Raw genomic sequence first — 18,322 nt, forward strand, 5'->3', positions numbered from 1 at the left:
AAATGACACAGCATTCCAACAGTTGGACCTTGAAGCCGGGCGCGATGACCCTGGCCGACCTGCGCGCCGTATGGGCTGCGCCCGCCAAATTGATACTCGCCGCCGATGCCTACCCTGTGATCGAAGCATCGGCCGCTGCCGTGCAAGCCATAGTCGCCAAGGGCGATGCGGCCTACGGCATCAACACGGGTTTTGGCTTGCTGGCCAAGACGCGCATTCCCGATGAAAAGCTGGAGCAATTGCAGCGCAACCTGATTTTGTCGCATTCCGTCGGCACCGGCGAACTGCTGTCCGACGCGGTGGTGCGCCTGATCATGCTGATGAAGATAGGCAGCCTGGCGCGCGGTTTTTCCGGCGTGCGCCCGCTGATCGTCGATACCCTGATCGCGCTGTACAACGCAGGCATCATGCCGGCCATTCCCGCCAAGGGTTCGGTGGGCGCTTCGGGCGACCTGGCGCCGCTGTCGCACATGACGCTGGCCATGCTGGGCGTGGGTGACGTGCGCGTGAATGGTCAATTGATGGCGGCGCCCGAGGCGCTGGCGCAGGCGGGCATCGCGCCGGTGGTGCTGGCGGCGAAAGAGGGCCTGGCGCTGATCAACGGCACCCAGGTGTCGAACGCGCTGGCGCTGCATGGTCTGTTCATGGCCGAACGCCTGCTGGAAGCGGCCATGGTTACGGGCGCCTTGTCGCTCGACGCAGCCAAGGGCAGCGATGCGCCATTCGATGCGCGCGTCCACGCGGTGCGCGGCCAGCCGGGGCAAATCCTGGCGGCGCAGATGTACCGGCAACTGGTGGCGCATAGCGCGATCCGCGCCTCGCACCTGGAAGGCGACGAGCGCGTGCAAGACCCCTACAGCCTGCGCTGCCAGCCGCAAGTGATGGGCGCCTGCCTGGACCTGATCGTCAATGCGGGCCGCACCCTGCTGATCGAAGCGAACGCCGTCACCGACAATCCGCTGATCTTCCAGGACGGTCCTGGCGGCCGCGCCGAGATCGTCTCGGGCGGTAATTTCCACGCCGAACCTGTCGCCTTTGCCGCCGATACGCTGGCGCTGGCGATCGCCGAAATCGGCGCGCTGGCCGAACGGCGCATCGCGCTGCTGATCGACGCCACCCTGTCAGGCTTGCCGCCATTCCTGGTGCGTGATCCGGGTGTCAACTCCGGCTTCATGATCGCCCATGTGACTGCCGCCGCGCTGGCGTCGGAAAACAAGTCGCTGGCGCATCCGGCCAGCGTGGACAGCCTGCCCACGTCCGCCAACCAGGAAGACCATGTCAGCATGGCCACGTTTGCCGGGCGCCGTCTGGACGACATGGCGCACAATACGGCGGTCATCGTCGGCATCGAATTGCTGGCCGCCGCACAGGGCATCGATTTCCACCGTCCCCTGAAAACCTCGCCGCATCTGGAACACGTGCACCAGCAGTTGCGCCAGAAAGTGCCGTTCTTCGACGCTGACCGCTTTTTCGCACCTGATATCGAGGCGGCCAAGCAGATGGTCTTGCAAGGCGAGTTGAGCACCAGCTGCAAAAACCTGTTCGCCCCGCTGTACGCCTGAATCATGAACACCAGCAGCCCGGCCGGCGATTGCCAGGAGCCGGGCGCAAGGAGACAAGCATGGATTTTCGCTTCAATGAAGGCAGCATCGCGCTGCTGGTGTCGATGCCCCATGTGGGCACCGATATACCCGACGATATCGCCGCGCGTTTGACGCCGCAGGCTTTGCAGAAGGCGGACACGGACTGGCATCTGCGCGAGCTGTATGGCTTTTTGCGCGAGATGGATGCGTCCGTGCTGTCGGCGCGCTGGTCGCGCTACACCATCGACTTGAACCGTCCGCAGGAAGACACGAATCTGTATCCGGGCCAGGATACGACAGGCTTGCTGCCGCACGATACCTTCCACCGCGAAGCGCTCTACCTGTCTGGCCAGGAGCCCGATGCGGCCGAGGTGCAGCAGCGCGTGCAGCGCTATTGGGCGCCGTATCACCGCCAGCTGCGTGCAGAACTGGACCGTCTGCTGCGCGTGCACGGCGCCGTGGTGCTGTGGGACGCCCATTCCATCGCTTCCCACGTACCGCGTTTTTTCGACGGCAAGCTGCCGGACCTGAACTTCGGCACGGCCGATGGCGCCAGCTGCGATGCCGGATTGGCTCATGCCGTGATGGACGTGGCGCAGGCACAGGATCAATTTACCTTGGCCCTGAATGGTCGCTTCAAGGGCGGCCACATCACGCGCCATTACGGCCAGCCGGCCAAGCGCGTGCACGCGATCCAGCTGGAGATGTGCCAGTGCCTGTACATGGATGAAGCTTCGCCTTTCGGCTACCGCCCCGAGGTGGCGGCCAAGGTGCAGCCGCTGCTGCGCCAGATGATGGAAGCGGCCTTGACGTGGGTGCAGCGGTGAGTGGCATGAATGCCTTGTTCGCCCGCCATGCGCTGCTGCCGCAGGGCTGGTGCCGCGACGTGCTGCTGGCCTGGGATGCGGCGGGCGACCTGACGGCTGTGACGGCGAATGCAGAGCCGCCCGCTGGCGTGGAAGTGGCCGAATATGTCTTGCCCGGCATGGTCAACCTGCATTCGCATGCCTTTCAGCGGGCGTTGGGCGGCATGACGGAAAGGGCCGGAGAACAGGCGGACAGTTTCTGGACCTGGCGCGACCTGATGTACCGTTTCGCGCGCCAGATCACGCCCGAGCAGATCGCCAGCATCGCCGCCCAGCTGTTTGCCGAATGCCTGCGCCATGGCTACACGGCCGTGTGCGAATTCCATTATCTGCAGCGCGATGCGCAGGGCGCGCTGTATGCCCGGCCGGCCGAGACGGCAGAAAAAGTGATACAGGCAGCGCGCTTGAGCGGCATCGGCATCACCATGCTGCCCGTGCTGTACAGCCATGCCGGTTTCGGCGAACAGCCCTTAAAACCCGAGCAAGCGCGCTTTCGCACCGATGCCGATGATGTCTTGCATATCATCGAGGCCTTGGCGCCGCTGCGCGATGGCCAGACAGAAGTGGGTTTTGCTCCTCACTCTTTGCGCGCCGCCTCGGTGGGCCAGATCAGGGAAGTAGTGGCGGCGCTGCCGCCTGAACGCCCGGTGCATATCCATATCGCCGAGCAGCAGGGCGAAGTGCGGCAGTGCCTCGATTTCAGCGGCCGGCGCCCGGTGCAGTATCTGTACGACCAGCTCGACGTCGATGGGCGCTGGTGCCTGGTGCATGCCACGCATCTGCAGCCGGACGAAGTGGTGCAGATGGCGGCCAGCGGCGCCGTGGCAGGGCTGTGCCCGACCACGGAAGCGAACCTGGGCGACGGCTTGTTTCCGCTGGCTGAATTCATCAGCGCTGGCGGGTCTTTCGGTATCGGCAGCGACAGCCACGTGTCGCAGTCGCCGGTGGAGGAATTGCGCTGGCTGGAATATGGCCAGCGCCTGTTGCGGCAGCAGCGCAATATCGCCGCCACGCCTGAACAGCGGCAGGTGGGCGATTATCTGTGGCGAACAGCTTTGCAAGGCGGCGCGCAGGCGGCGGGGCGCAAGCTGGGCGCGCTGGCGCCAGGCAAACGTGCCGACTTGCTGGTGCTGGACGATGCCCACGTCAATCTGGCCGGCGTGGCGCTGGCCGATGTGCTGGGCAGCTTTCTGTTCTGCGGCAACGATAACCTCGTACGCGATGTGCTGTGCGGCGGCCAGTGGCAGGTGCGTCATGGGCGCCATCTGGCGCAGGACGCCATCGCCGCCGCGTATAAACGCACCTTGGCGCAATTGAGGGCGCTCTGATGGCAATCTTGATACCCCACGCCAGCCTGCGCGTCGCGCCATGGAAAAATGGCGGTGGCAGCACGACGGAAATCGCCGTCTCGCCAAAGGGGGCAGGCTTCGATGATTTCGACTGGCGCATCAGCCTGGCAACGATCACGGCCAGCGGGCCGTTTTCCAGCTTTCCCGGCATCGACCGCAGCCTGATGCTGGTCGATGGCGAGTCCGTATCCTTGACACTCGACGGCGCGCGCAAAGTGGTCTTGAACGCGGGCCAGCCGATGTTGTGGTTTCCCGGCGAGGCGGCTGTCAGCGCCGAGGTAGCGGGCGCCACCACCGATTTCAATGTGATGACGCGGCGCAGCCGTTGCCGCCACCAGCTGGAAAAAATCACCGCGCCTGGCCGGCTGGCACGGCGCAGCGACAAGACCTTGCTGTTTGTCGCTGGCGAGGGCTACGTGCTGGTGCGCGCTGGCCAACAGCAGTTCAATCTGTCCCGCTACGATGCGCTACTGCTGGACGCTGGCGATGCGCAGCAATGGCAGCTGGAAGCGGCACAGGACGTCGCCATTTTCCGCGTCGATCTGTTTATCTAGGAAGGAAGAAGCGATGCAAGACTGGGATCTGGTGATTCACAACGTCCACCTGGCCACCATGGAGCAGGGCTATGGCGAACTGCTGGACGCGGCCATCGCCGTCAAGGATGGCCGCATCGCCTGGTTTGGGCCAGGCGATGAATTGCCGGCCAGCGCCGCACCGCTGATCGATGGCCAGGGCTGCTGGCTGACACCGGGCTTGATCGACTGCCATACGCACATCGTTCATGCGGGCAGCCGCAGCGATGAATTCGAGGCGCGACTGAATGGCGCCAGTTATGAAGAGATCAGCCGCGCCGGCGGCGGCATCATGTCCACCGTGCGCGCCACGCGGGCGGCCAGCGATGAAGAACTGCTGGCGCTAAGCCTGCCGCGCCTGCTGGCGCTGCTGGCCGAAGGTCTGACGACCATCGAAATCAAGTCGGGCTACGGCCTGGATCTGGAATCGGAAGCGAAGATGCTGCGCGTGGCGCGCAAGCTGGGGCAGGTGCTGCCCGTTTCGGTGCGCACCACCTTTCTGGGCGCGCATGCGCTGCCGCCCGAATACGCGGGCCGTGCCGACGACTATATCGACCTGCTGTGCGCGCAGATGCTGCCGGCGCTTGCGGCGCAAGGACTGGTCGACGCCGTCGATGCCTTTTGCGAGCGTATCGGCTTTACGCCCGCACAAACGGAGCAGGTATTCGAGGCGGCGCGCGCCTGGAAGCTGCCCGTGAAACTGCATGCAGAGCAGTTGTCTGACCTGGGCGGCGCGGCGCTGGTGGCGCGCTACGACGGTTTGTCGGCCGATCACCTGGAGTTTTTGTCCGATGCGGGCGTCGCGGCCATGGCGCAGCATGGCACGGTGGCCGTGCTGCTGCCGGGCGCTTATTATTTTTTGCGAGAGACGCAGCAACCTCCCGTGGCGGCCTTGCGCGCGGCTGGCGTGCCGATGGCCGTGTCCACCGATTGCAATCCGGGCACCTCGCCGATGACGTCCTTGCTGCTGGCGATGAATATGGCGTGCACCTTGTGGCGCTTGACGCCGCAGGAGGCGCTGGCCGGTGCTACCTGCCACGCGGCGCGCGCGCTGGGCCTGCAGCACGACAGGGGCAGCCTGGCGGTGGGCAAGCGGGCCGACTTTGCCCTGTGGCGTATCGCGCGCCCGGCTGACCTGTCGTATGCGATGGGGCTTAATCCCTGCGCGGGCGTGGTACAGGGCGGTGTCTGGCGCACAGCGGTGGTAAGCTTGCCGGATTGATGATACGTCCCGGAGCGCCGCGTGCGTTTGAGTTTTATTTTTCTGCTGCCCCTAGTCCTTTTCTTTAACGCCGCGCCGCCTGCGCAAGCCATGGACGGGGGCACCCTGAAGGTGGGTTCCAAGCGTTTCACGGAATCCTACATCCTTGGTGAAATCGTCAGGCAGAGCGCTGCGCCGCATGTCAGGACCGAGCATCGCCAGGGACTGGGCAACACGGCCATCGTGCTCGCTGCGCTGCAGGCGGGCAGCATCGATGTGTATGCCGAATACATGGGCACCATCGCCAGCGAAATCCTCAAGCACGATACGCCGATCAGCCTCGATGAGATGCGCCGCGAGCTGGCGCCCTTGGGCCTGGGCGTGGCCGTGCCGCTGGGCTTTAACAACACCTATGCGCTGGCCATGCGCAGCGACGCCAATATCGCCAGCCTCGATCAGCTGGCCACGCAACCGGCGCTGAAATTCGGCCTGTCGCATGAATTCATCGGCCGCGTCGATGGCTGGCCGGGCCTGGCGGCGCGTTATGGCTTGCCGCAGCGCCCGCGCGGACTCGATCACGGCATCGCTTATGAGGCGCTGGCCCAGCGCCAGGTGGACGTGATCGATATCTATTCGACCGATGCGAAGATACGCCAGTACGGCTTGCGCGTGCTGGCCGACACGCAGCAGTATTTCCCCCGCTACGACGCCATGCTGCTGTACCGGCTCGACTTGCCGCCGCGTTTCCCCACCGCCTGGAAGGCGCTGCAAGCACTGCAGGGGCGTATCAGCGAGAGCGACATGATCGCCATGAATGCGGCGGTGGAAATCGATGGCAAACGCTTTGCCGATGTGGCGCAGCAGTGGTTGGCGAAAGGCGGGCAGGCAAGCAAGGTGGCACAGCGCGCTACCCTGGCCGATAAAATCCTCGGCGACGATTTATGGACCCTGACGCGCCAGCACCTGACGCTGGTCTTGCTGTCGGTGGGCGTGGCTTGCCTGATCGGCATTCCCTTGGGCGTGCTGGCGGCTTTTTATGCGCCGCTGAGGCAAACCGTGCTGGCGCTGGTGGGGGTATTGCAGACGGTGCCCTCGCTGGCCCTGCTGGCGATATTGATCCCGGTGCTGGGCATGATAGGCACCGTGCCAGCCCTGGTGGCCTTATGCGTGTACGCCTTGCTGCCCATCGTGCGCAATACCTGCACCGGCATTTTGCAAGTGCCCGAAGGCTTGCGCATGGCGGCGCTGGCGCTGGGCTTGAGCAAGCGTGACCGCCTGCTGTACGTAGACTTGCCGCTGGCCTTGCCGGTGATACTGGCGGGCGTGAAAACGGCGGCCGTGATGAGCGTGGGCACGGCCACCATCGCCGCCTTTATCGGCGCTGGCGGCTACGGCGAACGCATTACCATCGGCCTGGCCCTGAACGATAACGACATGCTGCTGGCCGGCGCCATTCCGGCGGCCGTGCTGGCCTTGCTGACGCAAGGCTTGTTCGAACTGGTCGAACGCTGGGCCGTGGCGCGCCGGCCTTGATCGGATCACAGCGAGTGCAGTTTCGAACGGACGGAAACGACCGCCTGGTGCAGGATGCGTTCAGCCTGGAAATCGTTTTCGCGCTGTTCGGCGATGGCTTGCAAGTCGCGCGTGTAGCGTTCCAGGCGGGAGCGCAAATAGGCGCGATAGAGTTTGACGACCAGCGGTTTGGCAGAAACATTCATGAATGGCTCCCAGTGCGTGAAGATGCGTTCATTTTGTGCGAGCACAATGCCGCCATTTTGCGAGGTATCAATGAGCACGGCGCCTGAAAAATGGCGTGTTTGATCTCCCGCAATGCCCTTGGGATGAAAGATGCCACACTGAATCTTCCCTGCAAGCATCAACCGACTCTCTGATCAACTCGGTGTCGAGTCCAGTGCCGATTCCATGCACTGTGATGCGCAGATCCTGATACCGTCCAAGGAGATTGTCGCATGGTCATTTTCGCCCTGATTGCTGGCTGCATCGCTTGCCTGACAGTGTACCAAATCTATAAGAAATCACGCGACGGCAGCGGTGTTGCGCAACAACACATTGGCTTGCACGGCACATTAATTGAGCCACGGAAATGAAATGACGACATTTAGTGAGCATCTCCCCTTGTAAATGTAAAGGGCAGTAAGCAAATGTAAAGGTAGGCGCAGGCCGCACAGTCAAGGTTTATATTGAACTCGTTGATTGCATTCTCCCCCTCCCACTTGACAATGGGTTCACCCCACGGTGCCGCTAGCCCGTGGGGATTTTTTTTGGAGTGAAGCTTAATATCTTATTGTGCTTCTTTCGACAACTGCGTCAAAGCATCACCCGTTACCCTGCAGATGCGCCAGTCGGGCATCACGTCGGCGCCCATGCCCTTGTAGAAGTTGATGGCATTTTCATTCCAGTCCAGCACCGACCATTCGAAGCGGCCGCAATCGCGTTCGACGGCCAGTTGCGCCAGCGCCGCCAGCATCTGCTTGCCATAGCCCTTGCCGCGCGCGGCCTGCTTGACGTACAGGTCTTCCAGGTACAAACCCTTGCGGCATAAAAATGTGGAAAAATTATGGAAGAACAGGGCGAACGTCACCACCACGCCATCTTCCGTGCCGACCAGTGCTTCGCAAGCGGGATGGTCGCCGAACAGGCTGTCGTGCAGCATGGATTCCTTGGCGATCATCATGTGTTCGAGTTTTTCAAACACGGCCAGCTCATGGATCATGCCAAAGATGGCGGCCACGTCAAATATCTGTGCAGGGCGGATGGTCAGGGTGGGGGTAGAAATGCTCATGTTGCCTTTGCGCTCTGTTGATTGGAAATGGAGTCGATAGCCTGTGTCTTGCGCGCGCCCGAAGTCAGTGCCCATGCCACGCTGGACAGGCATAGCACCATGCCCAGCCATTCGATGGGGGCAGGGCGGTAGTGTTCGAACTGTACTGACAGCAGCACGGAAATGACGGGCGTGACGACGCCGATATACACGGTCTTTTGCGTGCCGATGCGGGCGATTAAAGTGAAATAGGCGCTGAAGGCGATCACGGAACCGAAAATGGCCAGATAAGCCAATCCCATCCAGTAACTGGAGCGCGCCGGCAAATTCCAGGACTGGCCGGTGGCAATCGCCCACACGGCCACCATCGACGTGCCCCACAGCATGGTCCAGGCCATGGTCAGCATCACATTGGGTGAGTGCTCACGCACCTTCATGACGAGGGCGTTGCCCACCGTGCTGGCCATGGTGGCCACCAGGGCCAGTAGAAAGCCCAGCAGGAAGTGGCCCGTGCCGCCACCCAGCAAGTCTTTCAGCGCCAAGCCTATCGATTGATAAAACAGCAGCACGATGCCGCAGATGGCCACCGCCGCTGCAAAGCAAGTGCTCAAGGTGATGCGCGTGCCGAAGGCGATGCGGTTCAGCAGCGGCGTCCAGAACACCATCAGGGCGAACAATACGCTGACAAGGGCCGACACCAGATATTGTTCCGAAGTGTAAGTGCACACATAGCTGAGGGCGAATGAAGCCAGGCCCTGCAGCATCATCCATTTTTGCGCGCGCCAGGGCAGGCGCAGCTTGTCGCCGCGCAAGGCGCACCAGGCAAACAGGGTGGCGGAAGCGAGGCCAAAACGGTAGACCACGGACACGGCGGGGGCGACATCGCCCAGCTGCAAGGTGATGGCCCAGAAGGTCGAGCCCCAGATCAGGCAGGCAATAATAAACAGGAAAGGAGATGGCATGGCGCAAGTATATGCGATGCGCTATCAGGGGGAATCATTCGCTGGCGGATCGGCTTGAAACAGCGATGGCAGCCAGCCATTGAGGCAGCGCAGTGTCTGCGAGGAATGTTGAATTTTTGAAAATATTTAAATTATCATTAAGTAAATATTTCAAGGAGTAGCGCCATGCCGAATTCTCTGCAACTCAAAGTGTGGACCCTGATTGCCTATGTCATCATCATGACGCTGATTTCCATCTGGCTGCACGAAGGCACGGCCCCATCTTCCTTGCTGATGGCCGCCGGCGCCTTTGGCTAAATGACGACGATCAGTGCGTCACGCGGGTCTTGCGGCCATCCGACAGCAGGCGCACGCGCTCGCCAGGGCGGAACAGTTCATCGGCATCTTGCACGATGGCGCGCAGGTCGCCATTGTCCAGGCGTACGGTGATTTCAAAGCCGCGTTTGTTCGACGCATTGGCTTCGATGCTTTGACCGGCGAGGCCGCCAGCGACCGCGCCGAGGATGCTGGTTGCAATGGCGCCCTTGCCGCCGCCAATCGCCGAACCGGCCACGCCGCCCAGCGCCGCGCCAGCCAGTACGCCAGTGCCGCTTTCGCCCTTGTCGATGGTCACGTCACGCACCGATTCCACGGTACCCATGCGCACCGATTGCTCATTTTGCGTCTGGCGCGCGCTGTAAACATTGGCCGAATTCGGTTGGACGGCACAGCCGGCCAGGGTGGCGAGCAAGGCGACGGCGATAATTGGTGCTTTCATGAGTGACTCCCTTGGACAAAAATAGTGAGTGCTGATGGCATGGAACAGCATCTGCATTACTGGTCATCATGAGTATCTTCTCAAGATAACTAGTTTTGAATAGTAATAAAATGTTGCGGCAAGGCGCTACTCTACTACTGCTCGCTTATAGATCGCTTATAGCGTACTTCAGCTGCTCAATACGCCAGCTTGAAGCGCCGGTACAAAAATCCCAGCACAAAAAGCGGGCCTATCAGCAAGAAGCGCAGATCGTCGAGAAAGGACGGTTTCTTGCCCTCGATCTGGTGGCCGATGAATTGGCCTATCCACGCCAGCACGAAGATCGCCAGCGACAGCGGCAAGATGGTTGCCCCCGGCAGTATCAGCAAGACTGCCAGTATCACGGCCAGCATCATCAGCATGCCCGCCGCAAATGGCCGCGACAATTTGTAATAATAGTATAAGGCCACAATACTGCCGGCCAGCGCCACGCTGGCGTGCAAGCTCCACAACAACCCCAGCAGGCTGAACACGATCAAGGGCACGCACACGATGTGTACCCATTCATTGACGTGATTGCGGTGGCTTTCGCCATACTGTGCCAGCAGGCTATCGATGGTGCGCATGAGTTGTCTCTTGTTTTACATTTGATGGAAATTCTACACCGGAATACACGCGTCAGCGCCGGGTAGCATGCCGGGTAAAATACACGCCTCTTCCAGTCGCCAGGAAAGCCCATGAACCAGCCCTTATTTTCAGCATTGCCCGACACGCGCAAGCGCTGCTTCGATCCCGTTGTCGATGCCAGGACGCGCCTGTTGATACTGGGCAGCCTACCCGGCGAAAAGTCGCTGGCGCACAGCCAGTACTATGCCCATCCGCAAAACAAATTCTGGTTGCTGATGGGGGAAGTACTGGGTGTGGATTTAAAGAGTTTGGCCTACGAAGCGCGCCTGACAGCCTTGCTGGCCCATGACGTGGGCCTGTGGGATGTGGTGGCGCAGGCGCACCGCGCCGGCAGCCTGGACAGCAATATCCGCGAGCGCGACGACAACGACCTGGTGGCGCTGGCATCCAGTTTACCCAAGCTCGAAGTGATCGCCTTTAATGGGGGCACTGCTGCGAGGCTGGGATTGAAGGTTTTACAGAAACAGGCGAATCGCTATCGCATCGTCAAGCTGCCATCGAGCAGTGCAGCCCATACGCTGCCATTCAGTGAAAAATTGGCGCTTTGGTCAGCCCTGAAGGAGGGCTAACAGCATGCCCCATGCCCAGTGCGAACGCATCGAATGGTTTTAAGGGTAGTAATCAGCGGCCTCGAAGGCGCGACGCATTCTATCGCGGGCGAAATCGACGAAGGCCCGTAACTTTGGCAAAGACTGGCTGCGGCCGGGATAGTAGAGCGACAGGCCAGGAGTCTCGATACTGAAATCATCGAGTACCGTCACGAGATTGCCGTTTTCCACGTGGCGCATCGCCTCTGGCAATGGCATCTGGAACAGGCCAGTGCCGCGCAGCGCGGCACTGACACACATGGCGACGTCATTGACGATGAGTGGCCCCTTCACATCGACTTCTACACGCTGCCCCCGCATCGTAAACTCCCAGGGACGCGTCGCATGGACTTTCTGGCGCAGCCGAATACACGGAAAGCGCAGCAAGTCCTGCGGCTCGGCTGGCTGGCCATGCACATCGAATAGCGCCGGTGCTCCCACCACGACAAAACGCAACGGCGGCGTCAGACGGATTGCAACCATGTCTTGCTGCACCAGTTCGCCAAGACGTATTCCTGCATCGAATCCCTGCTCGATGATATTGACCAAATCATCGTCTGCAACCAGTTCGAGTTCGACCTCGGGATACAGTACAAAAAAATCAGGCAATAGGCGTTTGGACAGCAAGGGCAGCGCTGATCGGGGCACGTTGATGCGCAAACGTCCGCTGACCTTGCTGCCCAGGCCAGCAGCTGCGTTCAAGCCAGTTGTCAGTAGTTCAATGGCTGGTCGCACATGTGTCAATAGATGTTCTCCTGCTTCAGTCAGGTTGACATTGCGGGTAGTGCGGAAGAACAAGGGCGCGCCGATGCGCAGCTCGAGCGTGCGTATCGATTGGCTGATTGCCGACGGCGTGACACCGAGAATTCTTGCCGCGGCCCTGAAGCCATGTTGTTCAGCGACCGTAGTGAAGGTCACCAGGCCGTCCAGATAAGTTCTATCAATTGGTAAGTTCATCTAATCATACTGTTCTGAATGTTCAGTATTGTCAATCAATAGACCGAAACTTACACTTGATGTACTCCACTCCAAACTCTAAGGAAACAGTGATGCGTAGCTATCGTATTGAACAATTCGGCGGTCCTGAGGGACTTACTGCTGGTCAGGAACCCGTTCCCTTGCCTGGTGCCGGGCAAGTGCTGGTGCGTATTCGCGCCAGCTCCATGAACTTCCGCGACATGGCAATCCTGGCTGGCTGGTATCCGCTGCCAGTCAAGCCTGGTGTGGTACCGCTGTCCGATGCGGCTGGCGAGGTCGAGGCGGTAGGATCCGGCGTAAGTCGATTCAAGGTTGGTGATCGCGTCGTCAACAGTTTTTTCCCGAATTGGTTTGGCGGCACTTTCAACAGCATGCCGCAGCAATATGTCGTCGATCAGGATGGCTGGCTGACAGAGTATAAAATTGTCGATGCAGAAGCGCTGGTGGCGCTGCCCGAGCATCTCTCGTTCGAGGAAGCGGCTACCTTGCCTTGTGCAGGCGTGACGGCCTGGTCAGCGCTGGCAGGCGTAGGCGCGGGTGACACTGTTTTGACCCAGGGCACAGGCGGTGTATCGCTGTTTGCGGTGCAGCTGGCCAAAGCGCTCGGGGCTCGCGTGATCGCCACCACGTCGAGTACCGAAAAGGCGGACCGGCTGCTTGCATTAGGCGCAGATCACGTCATCGATTATCGTGCAACGCCCGATTGGGGGAGCAAGGCGCGCGAATTGAGCAATGGTAAGGGTGTGGACAGGGTGGTCGAAGTGGGCGGGCCAGATACCTTGGGTCAATCGATCAAGGCGGTAGCGCTGGGTGGACAAGTGGCTTTGGTTGGTGTGCTTGCAGGCGTGGCAGGTAATATCGACTTCATGTCCATGTTCATGAGCCAGGCCAGCTTCAGGCCGGTCGCTGTCGGTAGCCGGCGGGATCTGGAAGATATGATCAGGGTAATTGCCCAACACAATATCCGGCCTGTCATCGATAGCACGTATGCTTTTGACGACATCAAAGCTGCCTGGGTTCATTTTTCTGAACGCAAGCTCTTTGGTAAAGTCGTGATCCGCCATTAATGATGAATTAAGAACGGACTTCATCTTCATCCAGTAGAACGCATCGTTGAAGACCGGTCGCCGTATCGGTCATGATTCTGGTTTTCATCGATGCGCCTTGCTGTTGTTGCTCTCCCCCCAATAGTATCGTCAGCGTACCCGATCGGGCAGCTTGCTCAAGCGCGATGTTATTGACGATTCCTGTCTGCGCCTGACCTTCTTCCCCTGCCTCCCGCCGTTCCGGGCCGCTACCCCAGCTGTTGTTTCCCCGCCCGTTAAATTGCCTTGGTAACACTTTTGCGCTTGCTTGATCTGATATATTAGATTTAATATTCTGATATATCAGAGTGCGCCAATGTGGTGCCACGACAAAAACACAGCGCGATGGAGAGCAGATTCATCGTGCGCAGCAAGGAGATGGCTACGATGACCGAGTTCATGAATCAGGATTTTCTTCTCACCACCGAGATGGCGCGCAAGCTGTATCACGAGGTGGCAGCCGACTTGCCTATCATCGATTACCACTCGCACTTGCAGCAGGGCGAGATCGCCAGCCGCAAGACCTTCCGCAATATCGCCGAACTGTGGCTGGCGGGCGACCATTACAAATGGCGCTTGATGCGCACGGCTGGCGTGGCCGAGGAATTTATCACGGGCGAGCGCTCGGACCAGGAAAAATTCCGCGCCTTTTGCAAGGTGCTGCCACTGGCCATCGGCAACCCTATCCACCACTGGAGCCATCTGGAACTGCGCCGCATCTTTAACATTGATCTGCTGATCAATGAAGAAAACGCCGATGCGATCTGGGAACAGGCGAACGCCAGGCTGGCGTCCATGGATACCTGGTCGCTGCTGGAACAGGCCGGCGTGGAAATCGCCTGCACCACCGATGATCCGGCCGACGACTTGCTGCAGCATGCGGAAATCGCCGCCTCGGCCTTGAAAACGCGCGTGCTGCCTGCCTACCGTCCGGACAAAGCCATGCGCATCAACCAGCCGCGCTTCCCTGAGTATCTGAAGCGCCTGGGCGAAGTGGCCGATGTCCCCGTCACCTCGTTTGCTTCACTGATCGCCGCACTGGCCGTGCGCGTGGAATTCTTCCATGCACGTGGCGCGCGCATTTCGGACCACGCCGTCGACGTGACCCTGCCGGTGCAGGCGGCCAGCGCGGAAGAACTCGAAGCGCTGTTTGCCAAGCGTCTGCAAGGCACTTTGTTGAGCGATGCTGAAAATGGTTTGTACCTGCGCGGTTTGCTGGAGGCGATAGGCCGCGTGTACGCCAACTATGGCTGGACCATGTGTCTGCACATCGGCGCGCAGCGCAACAACAATGACCGCATGCGGGCCAAACTGGGCCCGGATACGGGCTACGACTCGATCTCGGACATGCGCTGCAGCGCCGGCCTGGCGTCCTTGCTGAACGCGCTCGACCTGGACGACCGCCTGCCGAAGACCATGCTGTTCTGCCTGAACCCGAACATGAATGAAGTGCTGTCTACCATGGTTGGCAACTTCCAGGACGGTACCGTCGCCGGCAAGCTGCAGTTCGGCCCGGCCTGGTGGTTCAACGACCACAAGGAAGGCAATCTGCAGCAGCTGGTCGGCTTCGGCAACCACAGCGTGCTGGGCGTGTTTGTCGGCATGGTGACCGATTCGCGCAGCTTCGCTTCGTATCCGCGCCACGATTATTTCCGCCGCCTGGTATGCCGCCAGATCGGCGATTGGGTCGCGGGTGGCGAATACCCGGCTGACTTCGAGGCGCTGGCCACCATCGTGCGCGGCATCTGCTACGACAACGCCCGCAAATACTTCCAACTCTAAGCCGCCGCCAGGAACTGTCATGCAAAAAGTATTGTGCATTCATCCCGACGACGACATGCTGGTCGCCCTGTCCGATCTGGTGGCTGGTGAAGTGGTGCAGTGGGAAGCGGAATCCATCCTCATCAGCAGCCCCGTGAAGACCAAGCACAAGCTGGCCCGCCACGCCTTTGCGGCCGGCGAGATTCTGCGCCTGTACGGCGTCCCGGTCGGCAAGGCGACGGCGCAGATACGCCGCGGCGAAGCCGTCACCACGGAAAACCTGCAGCATTACGCGGCCGACGTGGAACTGGAAGCGCAGGCGCCGTATCGCTGGACGCCGCCGGACGTGACGCGTCTCAAAGGCGCCACGTTTCCCGGCGTGGTGCGCGCCGACGGCCGCGTGGGCACGGCCAACTACTGGCTGATTTTCCCGCTGGTGTTCTGTGAAAACCGCAATGTAGAACACTTGCGCAATGCGCTGGAAGCGCCGCTGGGCTACACGCGCAACGACCTGGCTTCATTTACATTGTCGCTGCTGGGCGAAGACATGGAAGCGCCGAAACCCGTGGTACGGCCGTTTCCGAATCTGGATGGTGTGCGCATCATCACGCACAACGGCGGCTGCGGCGGCACGCGCGCCGATGCGCGCTCGCTGTGCAAGATCCTGTCCGCCTATGCAGACCATCCTAACGTGGCCGGCATCACCGTCTTCAGCCTCGGCTGCCAGAACGCGCAGATCGCCATGTTCCAGGAAGCGCTGGCCAAACAGAATCCCCATTTCGACAAGCCATGCCTGATCTATGAACAGCAGAAGTGGGATAGCGAAGACGCGATGATGAAGGCCGTGCTGACCGATACCCTGGTCCAGCTGAAGGAAGCGAACAAGGTGCAGCGCAAGCCGGTGCCGCTGTCGCACCTGAAGATCGGCGTCAAGTGCGGCGGCTCGGACGGTTTTTCCGGCATCTCCGCCAACCCGGCCATGGGCTTGGTGTCGGACATGGTGGTGGCCGTGGGCGGTTCGTCCATCCTGGCTGAATTTCCCGAACTGTGCGGCGTCGAAGCGAACCTGATCGAGCGCTGCGAAAACGACGACGACAAGCGCCGCTTCCTGGGCCTGATGCGCGACTTTGAAGCGCGCGCCGAAGCAGTGGGCACGCATTTCGCCGACAATCCCAGCCCCGGAAATATCCGCGATGGCTTGATCACCGACGCCATGAAATCGGCCGGTGCAGCCAAGAAGGGCGGTACTTCGCCCATCGTTTCCGTGCTCGATTATGGCGAACAAAGCGCCAGGCCGGGCCTGTCTTTACTGTGCACGCCGGGCGGCGATGTGGAGTCGGTCACGGGCATCGTCGCTTCGGGCGCCAACGTGGTGCTGTTTTCCACGGGCCTGGGCACGCCGACGGGCAACCCCATCGTGCCGGTGCTGAAAATTTCCAGCAATACGCGGGTGGCCAAAAAGCTGTCGGATTTGATCGATTATGATTGCGGTCCCGTGATCGAGGGCACGCCACTGCCGGATGTGGCCAACGGCCTGTTCGACATGGTGGTGGCGACCGCTGGCGGCCAGTACCAGGCCAAGGCCGACCGCCTGCAGCAATACGATTTCATCTTCTGGAAACGCGACATTTCACTGTGATTCACACTCCCATGCAAGCATCAGTATCAGCACTGCAGCGCAGCGCGCCGTTCGACCTGCCGATCAAGTTTCTTCAGTTCGGGCAGGGTAATTTCATGCGCGGCTTTTTTGACTGGCAAGTGGACCTGCTCAACGAACGCACTGGTCTGAATGGCGGCGTGGTGGTGGTGCGTCCGCGCGGCGGCAGCGGCTCGCCCCTGCTTGACGTGCAGGATGGCTTGTTTACCACCATCGTGCGCGGCCTCGATGAAGACGGCAAGGCCGTCAGCACCTGCCGCACTATCCGCTGCGTGCAGCGCGAAATCGATCCATCGACCATGTATGGCGATTACCTGGCGCTGGCCAGCCTGCCTGAACTGCGTTTCATCGTCTCGAACACGACGGAGGCGGGCATCGCCGTCAATGATCACGACGCCTATCACGATGCGCCGCCATCGAGTTTTCCCGCCAAGCTGGCGCGTTTGCTGTTCGAGCGCTACACGCATTTCGAGGGCGACCGCAACAGGGGTGTGGTGCTGCTGCCGTGTGAATTGATCGAGCGCAATGGCCCCGCGCTGAAGGCGGCCGTGCTGCACTTTGCCCGCTTGTGGCAGCTGGACGCGGGCTTTGCCGACTGGCTGGCTGGCACTTGCGTGTTTTGCTCGACCCTGGTCGACCGCATCGTCACCGGTTATCCGCAAGGCGAGGCCGAGGCCATCGAAGAAGTGCTGGGCTATCGCGACCAGTTCCTGGTGGCGGCCGAACACTACTATCTGTTCGTCATCGAAGGCCCGGCATGGCTGGCCGATGAATTGAAGCTGGCCGGTGCCGGCTTGAATATCCAGCTGGTCGACGACATCACACCTTACAAGAAACGCAAGGTGGGCATCCTGAATGGCGGCCATACGGCGCTGGTACCCGTGGCCTTGCTGGCGGGCCTCGATACGGTGGGCGCGGCCGTCAGCGATGCCCAGGTGGGCGCCTGGCTGGCCGATACGCTGGCGCAGGAAATCATCCCCGCCTTGCCGCTGCCGCAAGAGCAATTGCAGCAATTCGCGCGCGACGTGCTGCTGCGCTTTCGCAATCCCTACATCCAGCACCGCTTGTCGGCGATTGCCTTGAACAGCTGGAGCAAATTTGCCGCGCGTGTCGCGCCGCAAATGCTGCGTTATGTCGATTTGCATGGCCGTTTTCCGCAGCGTCTGGTGCTGGCGCTGGCCGCCACCATGCGCCTGTACCGGGGCGATGTGATCGTGCTGTCCGACGATGCGGCCAGCCTGGCGTGGTTCAGCCAGGGCTGGGACAAGGTGGATAGCGGCCGGCAAACCTTGCTGCAACTGGCGCAGGACTGGCTGGCGAACGACAAGGTATGGGGCCGCGACATGAACCTGGTGCCGGGCCTGGCGCAAGCGGTGGCCGCCGCATTGCAGCGTATCGAACAGCAGGGCATGCGGGGCGCCTTGCAGGCGCAATAAGAGTATCAAGGCAGCACAGAAGTAACAGGCAGTACGCATAACCGAGGCCGAAGGCACTTCCCCAGGAAGGCTGAACGGCC

At 60.9% G+C, this 18,322-nt stretch carries 19 protein-coding genes; 13 read left to right on the forward strand and 6 right to left on the reverse strand.

The window, feature by feature from the left end; translation table 11 throughout:
* Positions 1-2: 2 nt before the first annotated feature.
* From hutH to HDE72_RS09540, 6 genes are all read left to right on the forward strand, one after another.
* Positions 3-1,562 (forward strand): histidine ammonia-lyase, encoded by a 1,560-nt coding sequence (gene hutH / locus HDE72_RS09515; RefSeq protein WP_183739546.1) that lies wholly within the window; start codon positions 3-5, stop codon positions 1,560-1,562.
* Positions 1,563-1,621: 59 nt separating this feature from the next.
* Entirely contained in the window at positions 1,622-2,410 is a 789-nt protein-coding gene (gene hutG, locus HDE72_RS09520; RefSeq protein WP_183739549.1) for an N-formylglutamate deformylase, read from the forward strand.
* A 5-nt stretch (positions 2,411-2,415) separates the two neighbouring features.
* Positions 2,416-3,777: a formimidoylglutamate deiminase gene (locus HDE72_RS09525; RefSeq protein WP_183739552.1), complete on the forward strand. Its 1,362-nt coding sequence runs from the start codon at positions 2,416-2,418 to the stop codon at positions 3,775-3,777.
* Positions 3,777-4,352, forward strand: a complete 576-nt coding sequence (locus HDE72_RS09530; protein WP_183739555.1) for a HutD/Ves family protein — start codon at positions 3,777-3,779, stop codon at positions 4,350-4,352. Before HDE72_RS09525 ends, HDE72_RS09530 begins: the two co-directional genes overlap by 1 nt.
* A 13-nt stretch (positions 4,353-4,365) precedes the next feature.
* A complete protein-coding gene (gene hutI, locus HDE72_RS09535) occupies positions 4,366-5,592 on the forward strand; it encodes an imidazolonepropionase (RefSeq protein ID WP_183739558.1) in 1,227 nt (408 codons plus the stop codon).
* Positions 5,593-5,682: 90 nt separating this feature from the next.
* Positions 5,683-7,104, forward strand: coding sequence for a glycine betaine ABC transporter substrate-binding protein (locus HDE72_RS09540; protein WP_183739561.1), 1,422 nt, complete (start codon positions 5,683-5,685; stop codon positions 7,102-7,104).
* Between the two features lie 5 nt (positions 7,105-7,109).
* On the opposite strand, the gene HDE72_RS09545 is transcribed toward HDE72_RS09540, so the two are convergent.
* Complete coding sequence (locus HDE72_RS09545; RefSeq protein ID WP_183674584.1) at positions 7,110-7,289, reverse strand: hypothetical protein; 180 nt, start codon at positions 7,287-7,289, stop codon at positions 7,110-7,112.
* 252 nt (positions 7,290-7,541) lie between these two features.
* Here HDE72_RS09545 and HDE72_RS09550 point away from each other — a divergent pair, with 252 nt between their 5' ends.
* On the forward strand, positions 7,542-7,679 hold the full coding sequence (locus tag HDE72_RS09550) for a hypothetical protein (protein ID WP_183739564.1): 138 nt from the start codon (positions 7,542-7,544) through the stop codon (positions 7,677-7,679).
* 194 nt (positions 7,680-7,873) lie between these two features.
* Here HDE72_RS09550 and HDE72_RS09555 read toward each other — a convergent pair whose 3' ends face one another.
* Both HDE72_RS09555 and HDE72_RS09560 read right to left on the reverse strand, forming a co-directional pair.
* Positions 7,874-8,374, reverse strand: a complete 501-nt coding sequence (locus tag HDE72_RS09555; RefSeq protein WP_183739567.1) for a GNAT family N-acetyltransferase — start codon at positions 8,372-8,374, stop codon at positions 7,874-7,876.
* Positions 8,371-9,315: a DMT family transporter gene (locus HDE72_RS09560; RefSeq protein ID WP_183739570.1), complete on the reverse strand. Its 945-nt coding sequence runs from the start codon at positions 9,313-9,315 to the stop codon at positions 8,371-8,373. The genes HDE72_RS09555 and HDE72_RS09560 overlap by 4 nt, the downstream gene beginning before the upstream one ends.
* A 165-nt stretch (positions 9,316-9,480) precedes the next feature.
* On the opposite strand from HDE72_RS09560, the gene HDE72_RS27730 reads away from it, so the two are divergent.
* Positions 9,481-9,612, forward strand: a complete 132-nt coding sequence (locus tag HDE72_RS27730; protein ID WP_260176590.1) for a hypothetical protein — start codon at positions 9,481-9,483, stop codon at positions 9,610-9,612.
* 10 nt (positions 9,613-9,622) lie between these two features.
* On the opposite strand, the gene HDE72_RS09565 is transcribed toward HDE72_RS27730, so the two are convergent.
* Both HDE72_RS09565 and HDE72_RS09570 read right to left on the reverse strand, forming a co-directional pair.
* Entirely contained in the window at positions 9,623-10,072 is a 450-nt protein-coding gene (locus HDE72_RS09565) for an outer membrane lipoprotein (RefSeq protein WP_183739573.1), read from the reverse strand.
* Between the two features lie 176 nt (positions 10,073-10,248).
* Positions 10,249-10,677 carry an Mpo1 family 2-hydroxy fatty acid dioxygenase gene (locus HDE72_RS09570; RefSeq protein WP_183739577.1) on the reverse strand — a complete coding sequence of 143 codons (429 nt, stop codon included), beginning with the start codon at positions 10,675-10,677 and terminating at the stop codon, positions 10,249-10,251.
* Between the two features lie 111 nt (positions 10,678-10,788).
* Between HDE72_RS09570 and HDE72_RS09575 the strand changes: the two genes are divergently transcribed.
* Positions 10,789-11,307, forward strand: coding sequence for a DNA-deoxyinosine glycosylase (locus HDE72_RS09575; protein WP_183739580.1), 519 nt, complete (start codon positions 10,789-10,791; stop codon positions 11,305-11,307).
* Positions 11,308-11,346: 39 nt separating this feature from the next.
* On the opposite strand, the gene HDE72_RS09580 is transcribed toward HDE72_RS09575, so the two are convergent.
* The gene (locus HDE72_RS09580; RefSeq protein ID WP_183739583.1) at positions 11,347-12,282 is read right to left on the reverse strand and encodes a LysR family transcriptional regulator; all 936 of its coding nucleotides are present in this window, start codon (positions 12,280-12,282) and stop codon (positions 11,347-11,349) included.
* Between the two features lie 92 nt (positions 12,283-12,374).
* Between HDE72_RS09580 and HDE72_RS09585 the strand changes: the two genes are divergently transcribed.
* The 4 genes from HDE72_RS09585 (at position 12,375) to HDE72_RS09600 (ending at position 18,242) form a co-directional block, all read left to right on the forward strand.
* On the forward strand, positions 12,375-13,370 hold the full coding sequence (locus HDE72_RS09585; protein WP_183739586.1) for a zinc-dependent alcohol dehydrogenase family protein: 996 nt from the start codon (positions 12,375-12,377) through the stop codon (positions 13,368-13,370).
* 396 nt (positions 13,371-13,766) lie between these two features.
* Positions 13,767-15,170, forward strand: coding sequence for a glucuronate isomerase (uxaC, locus tag HDE72_RS09590; protein WP_221291219.1), 1,404 nt, complete (start codon positions 13,767-13,769; stop codon positions 15,168-15,170).
* 19 nt (positions 15,171-15,189) lie between these two features.
* Positions 15,190-16,788: a UxaA family hydrolase gene (locus HDE72_RS09595; RefSeq protein WP_183739589.1), complete on the forward strand. Its 1,599-nt coding sequence runs from the start codon at positions 15,190-15,192 to the stop codon at positions 16,786-16,788.
* An 11-nt stretch (positions 16,789-16,799) separates the two neighbouring features.
* Positions 16,800-18,242, forward strand: a complete 1,443-nt coding sequence (locus HDE72_RS09600) for a tagaturonate reductase (protein ID WP_183739592.1) — start codon at positions 16,800-16,802, stop codon at positions 18,240-18,242.
* The last annotated feature ends 80 nt before the right edge of the window (positions 18,243-18,322 follow it).

Origin of the sequence: Janthinobacterium saanense (assembly GCF_014200675.1) — a bacterium.
In the GTDB taxonomy this organism is placed as follows: Bacteria; Pseudomonadota; Gammaproteobacteria; order Burkholderiales; family Burkholderiaceae_D; genus Janthinobacterium.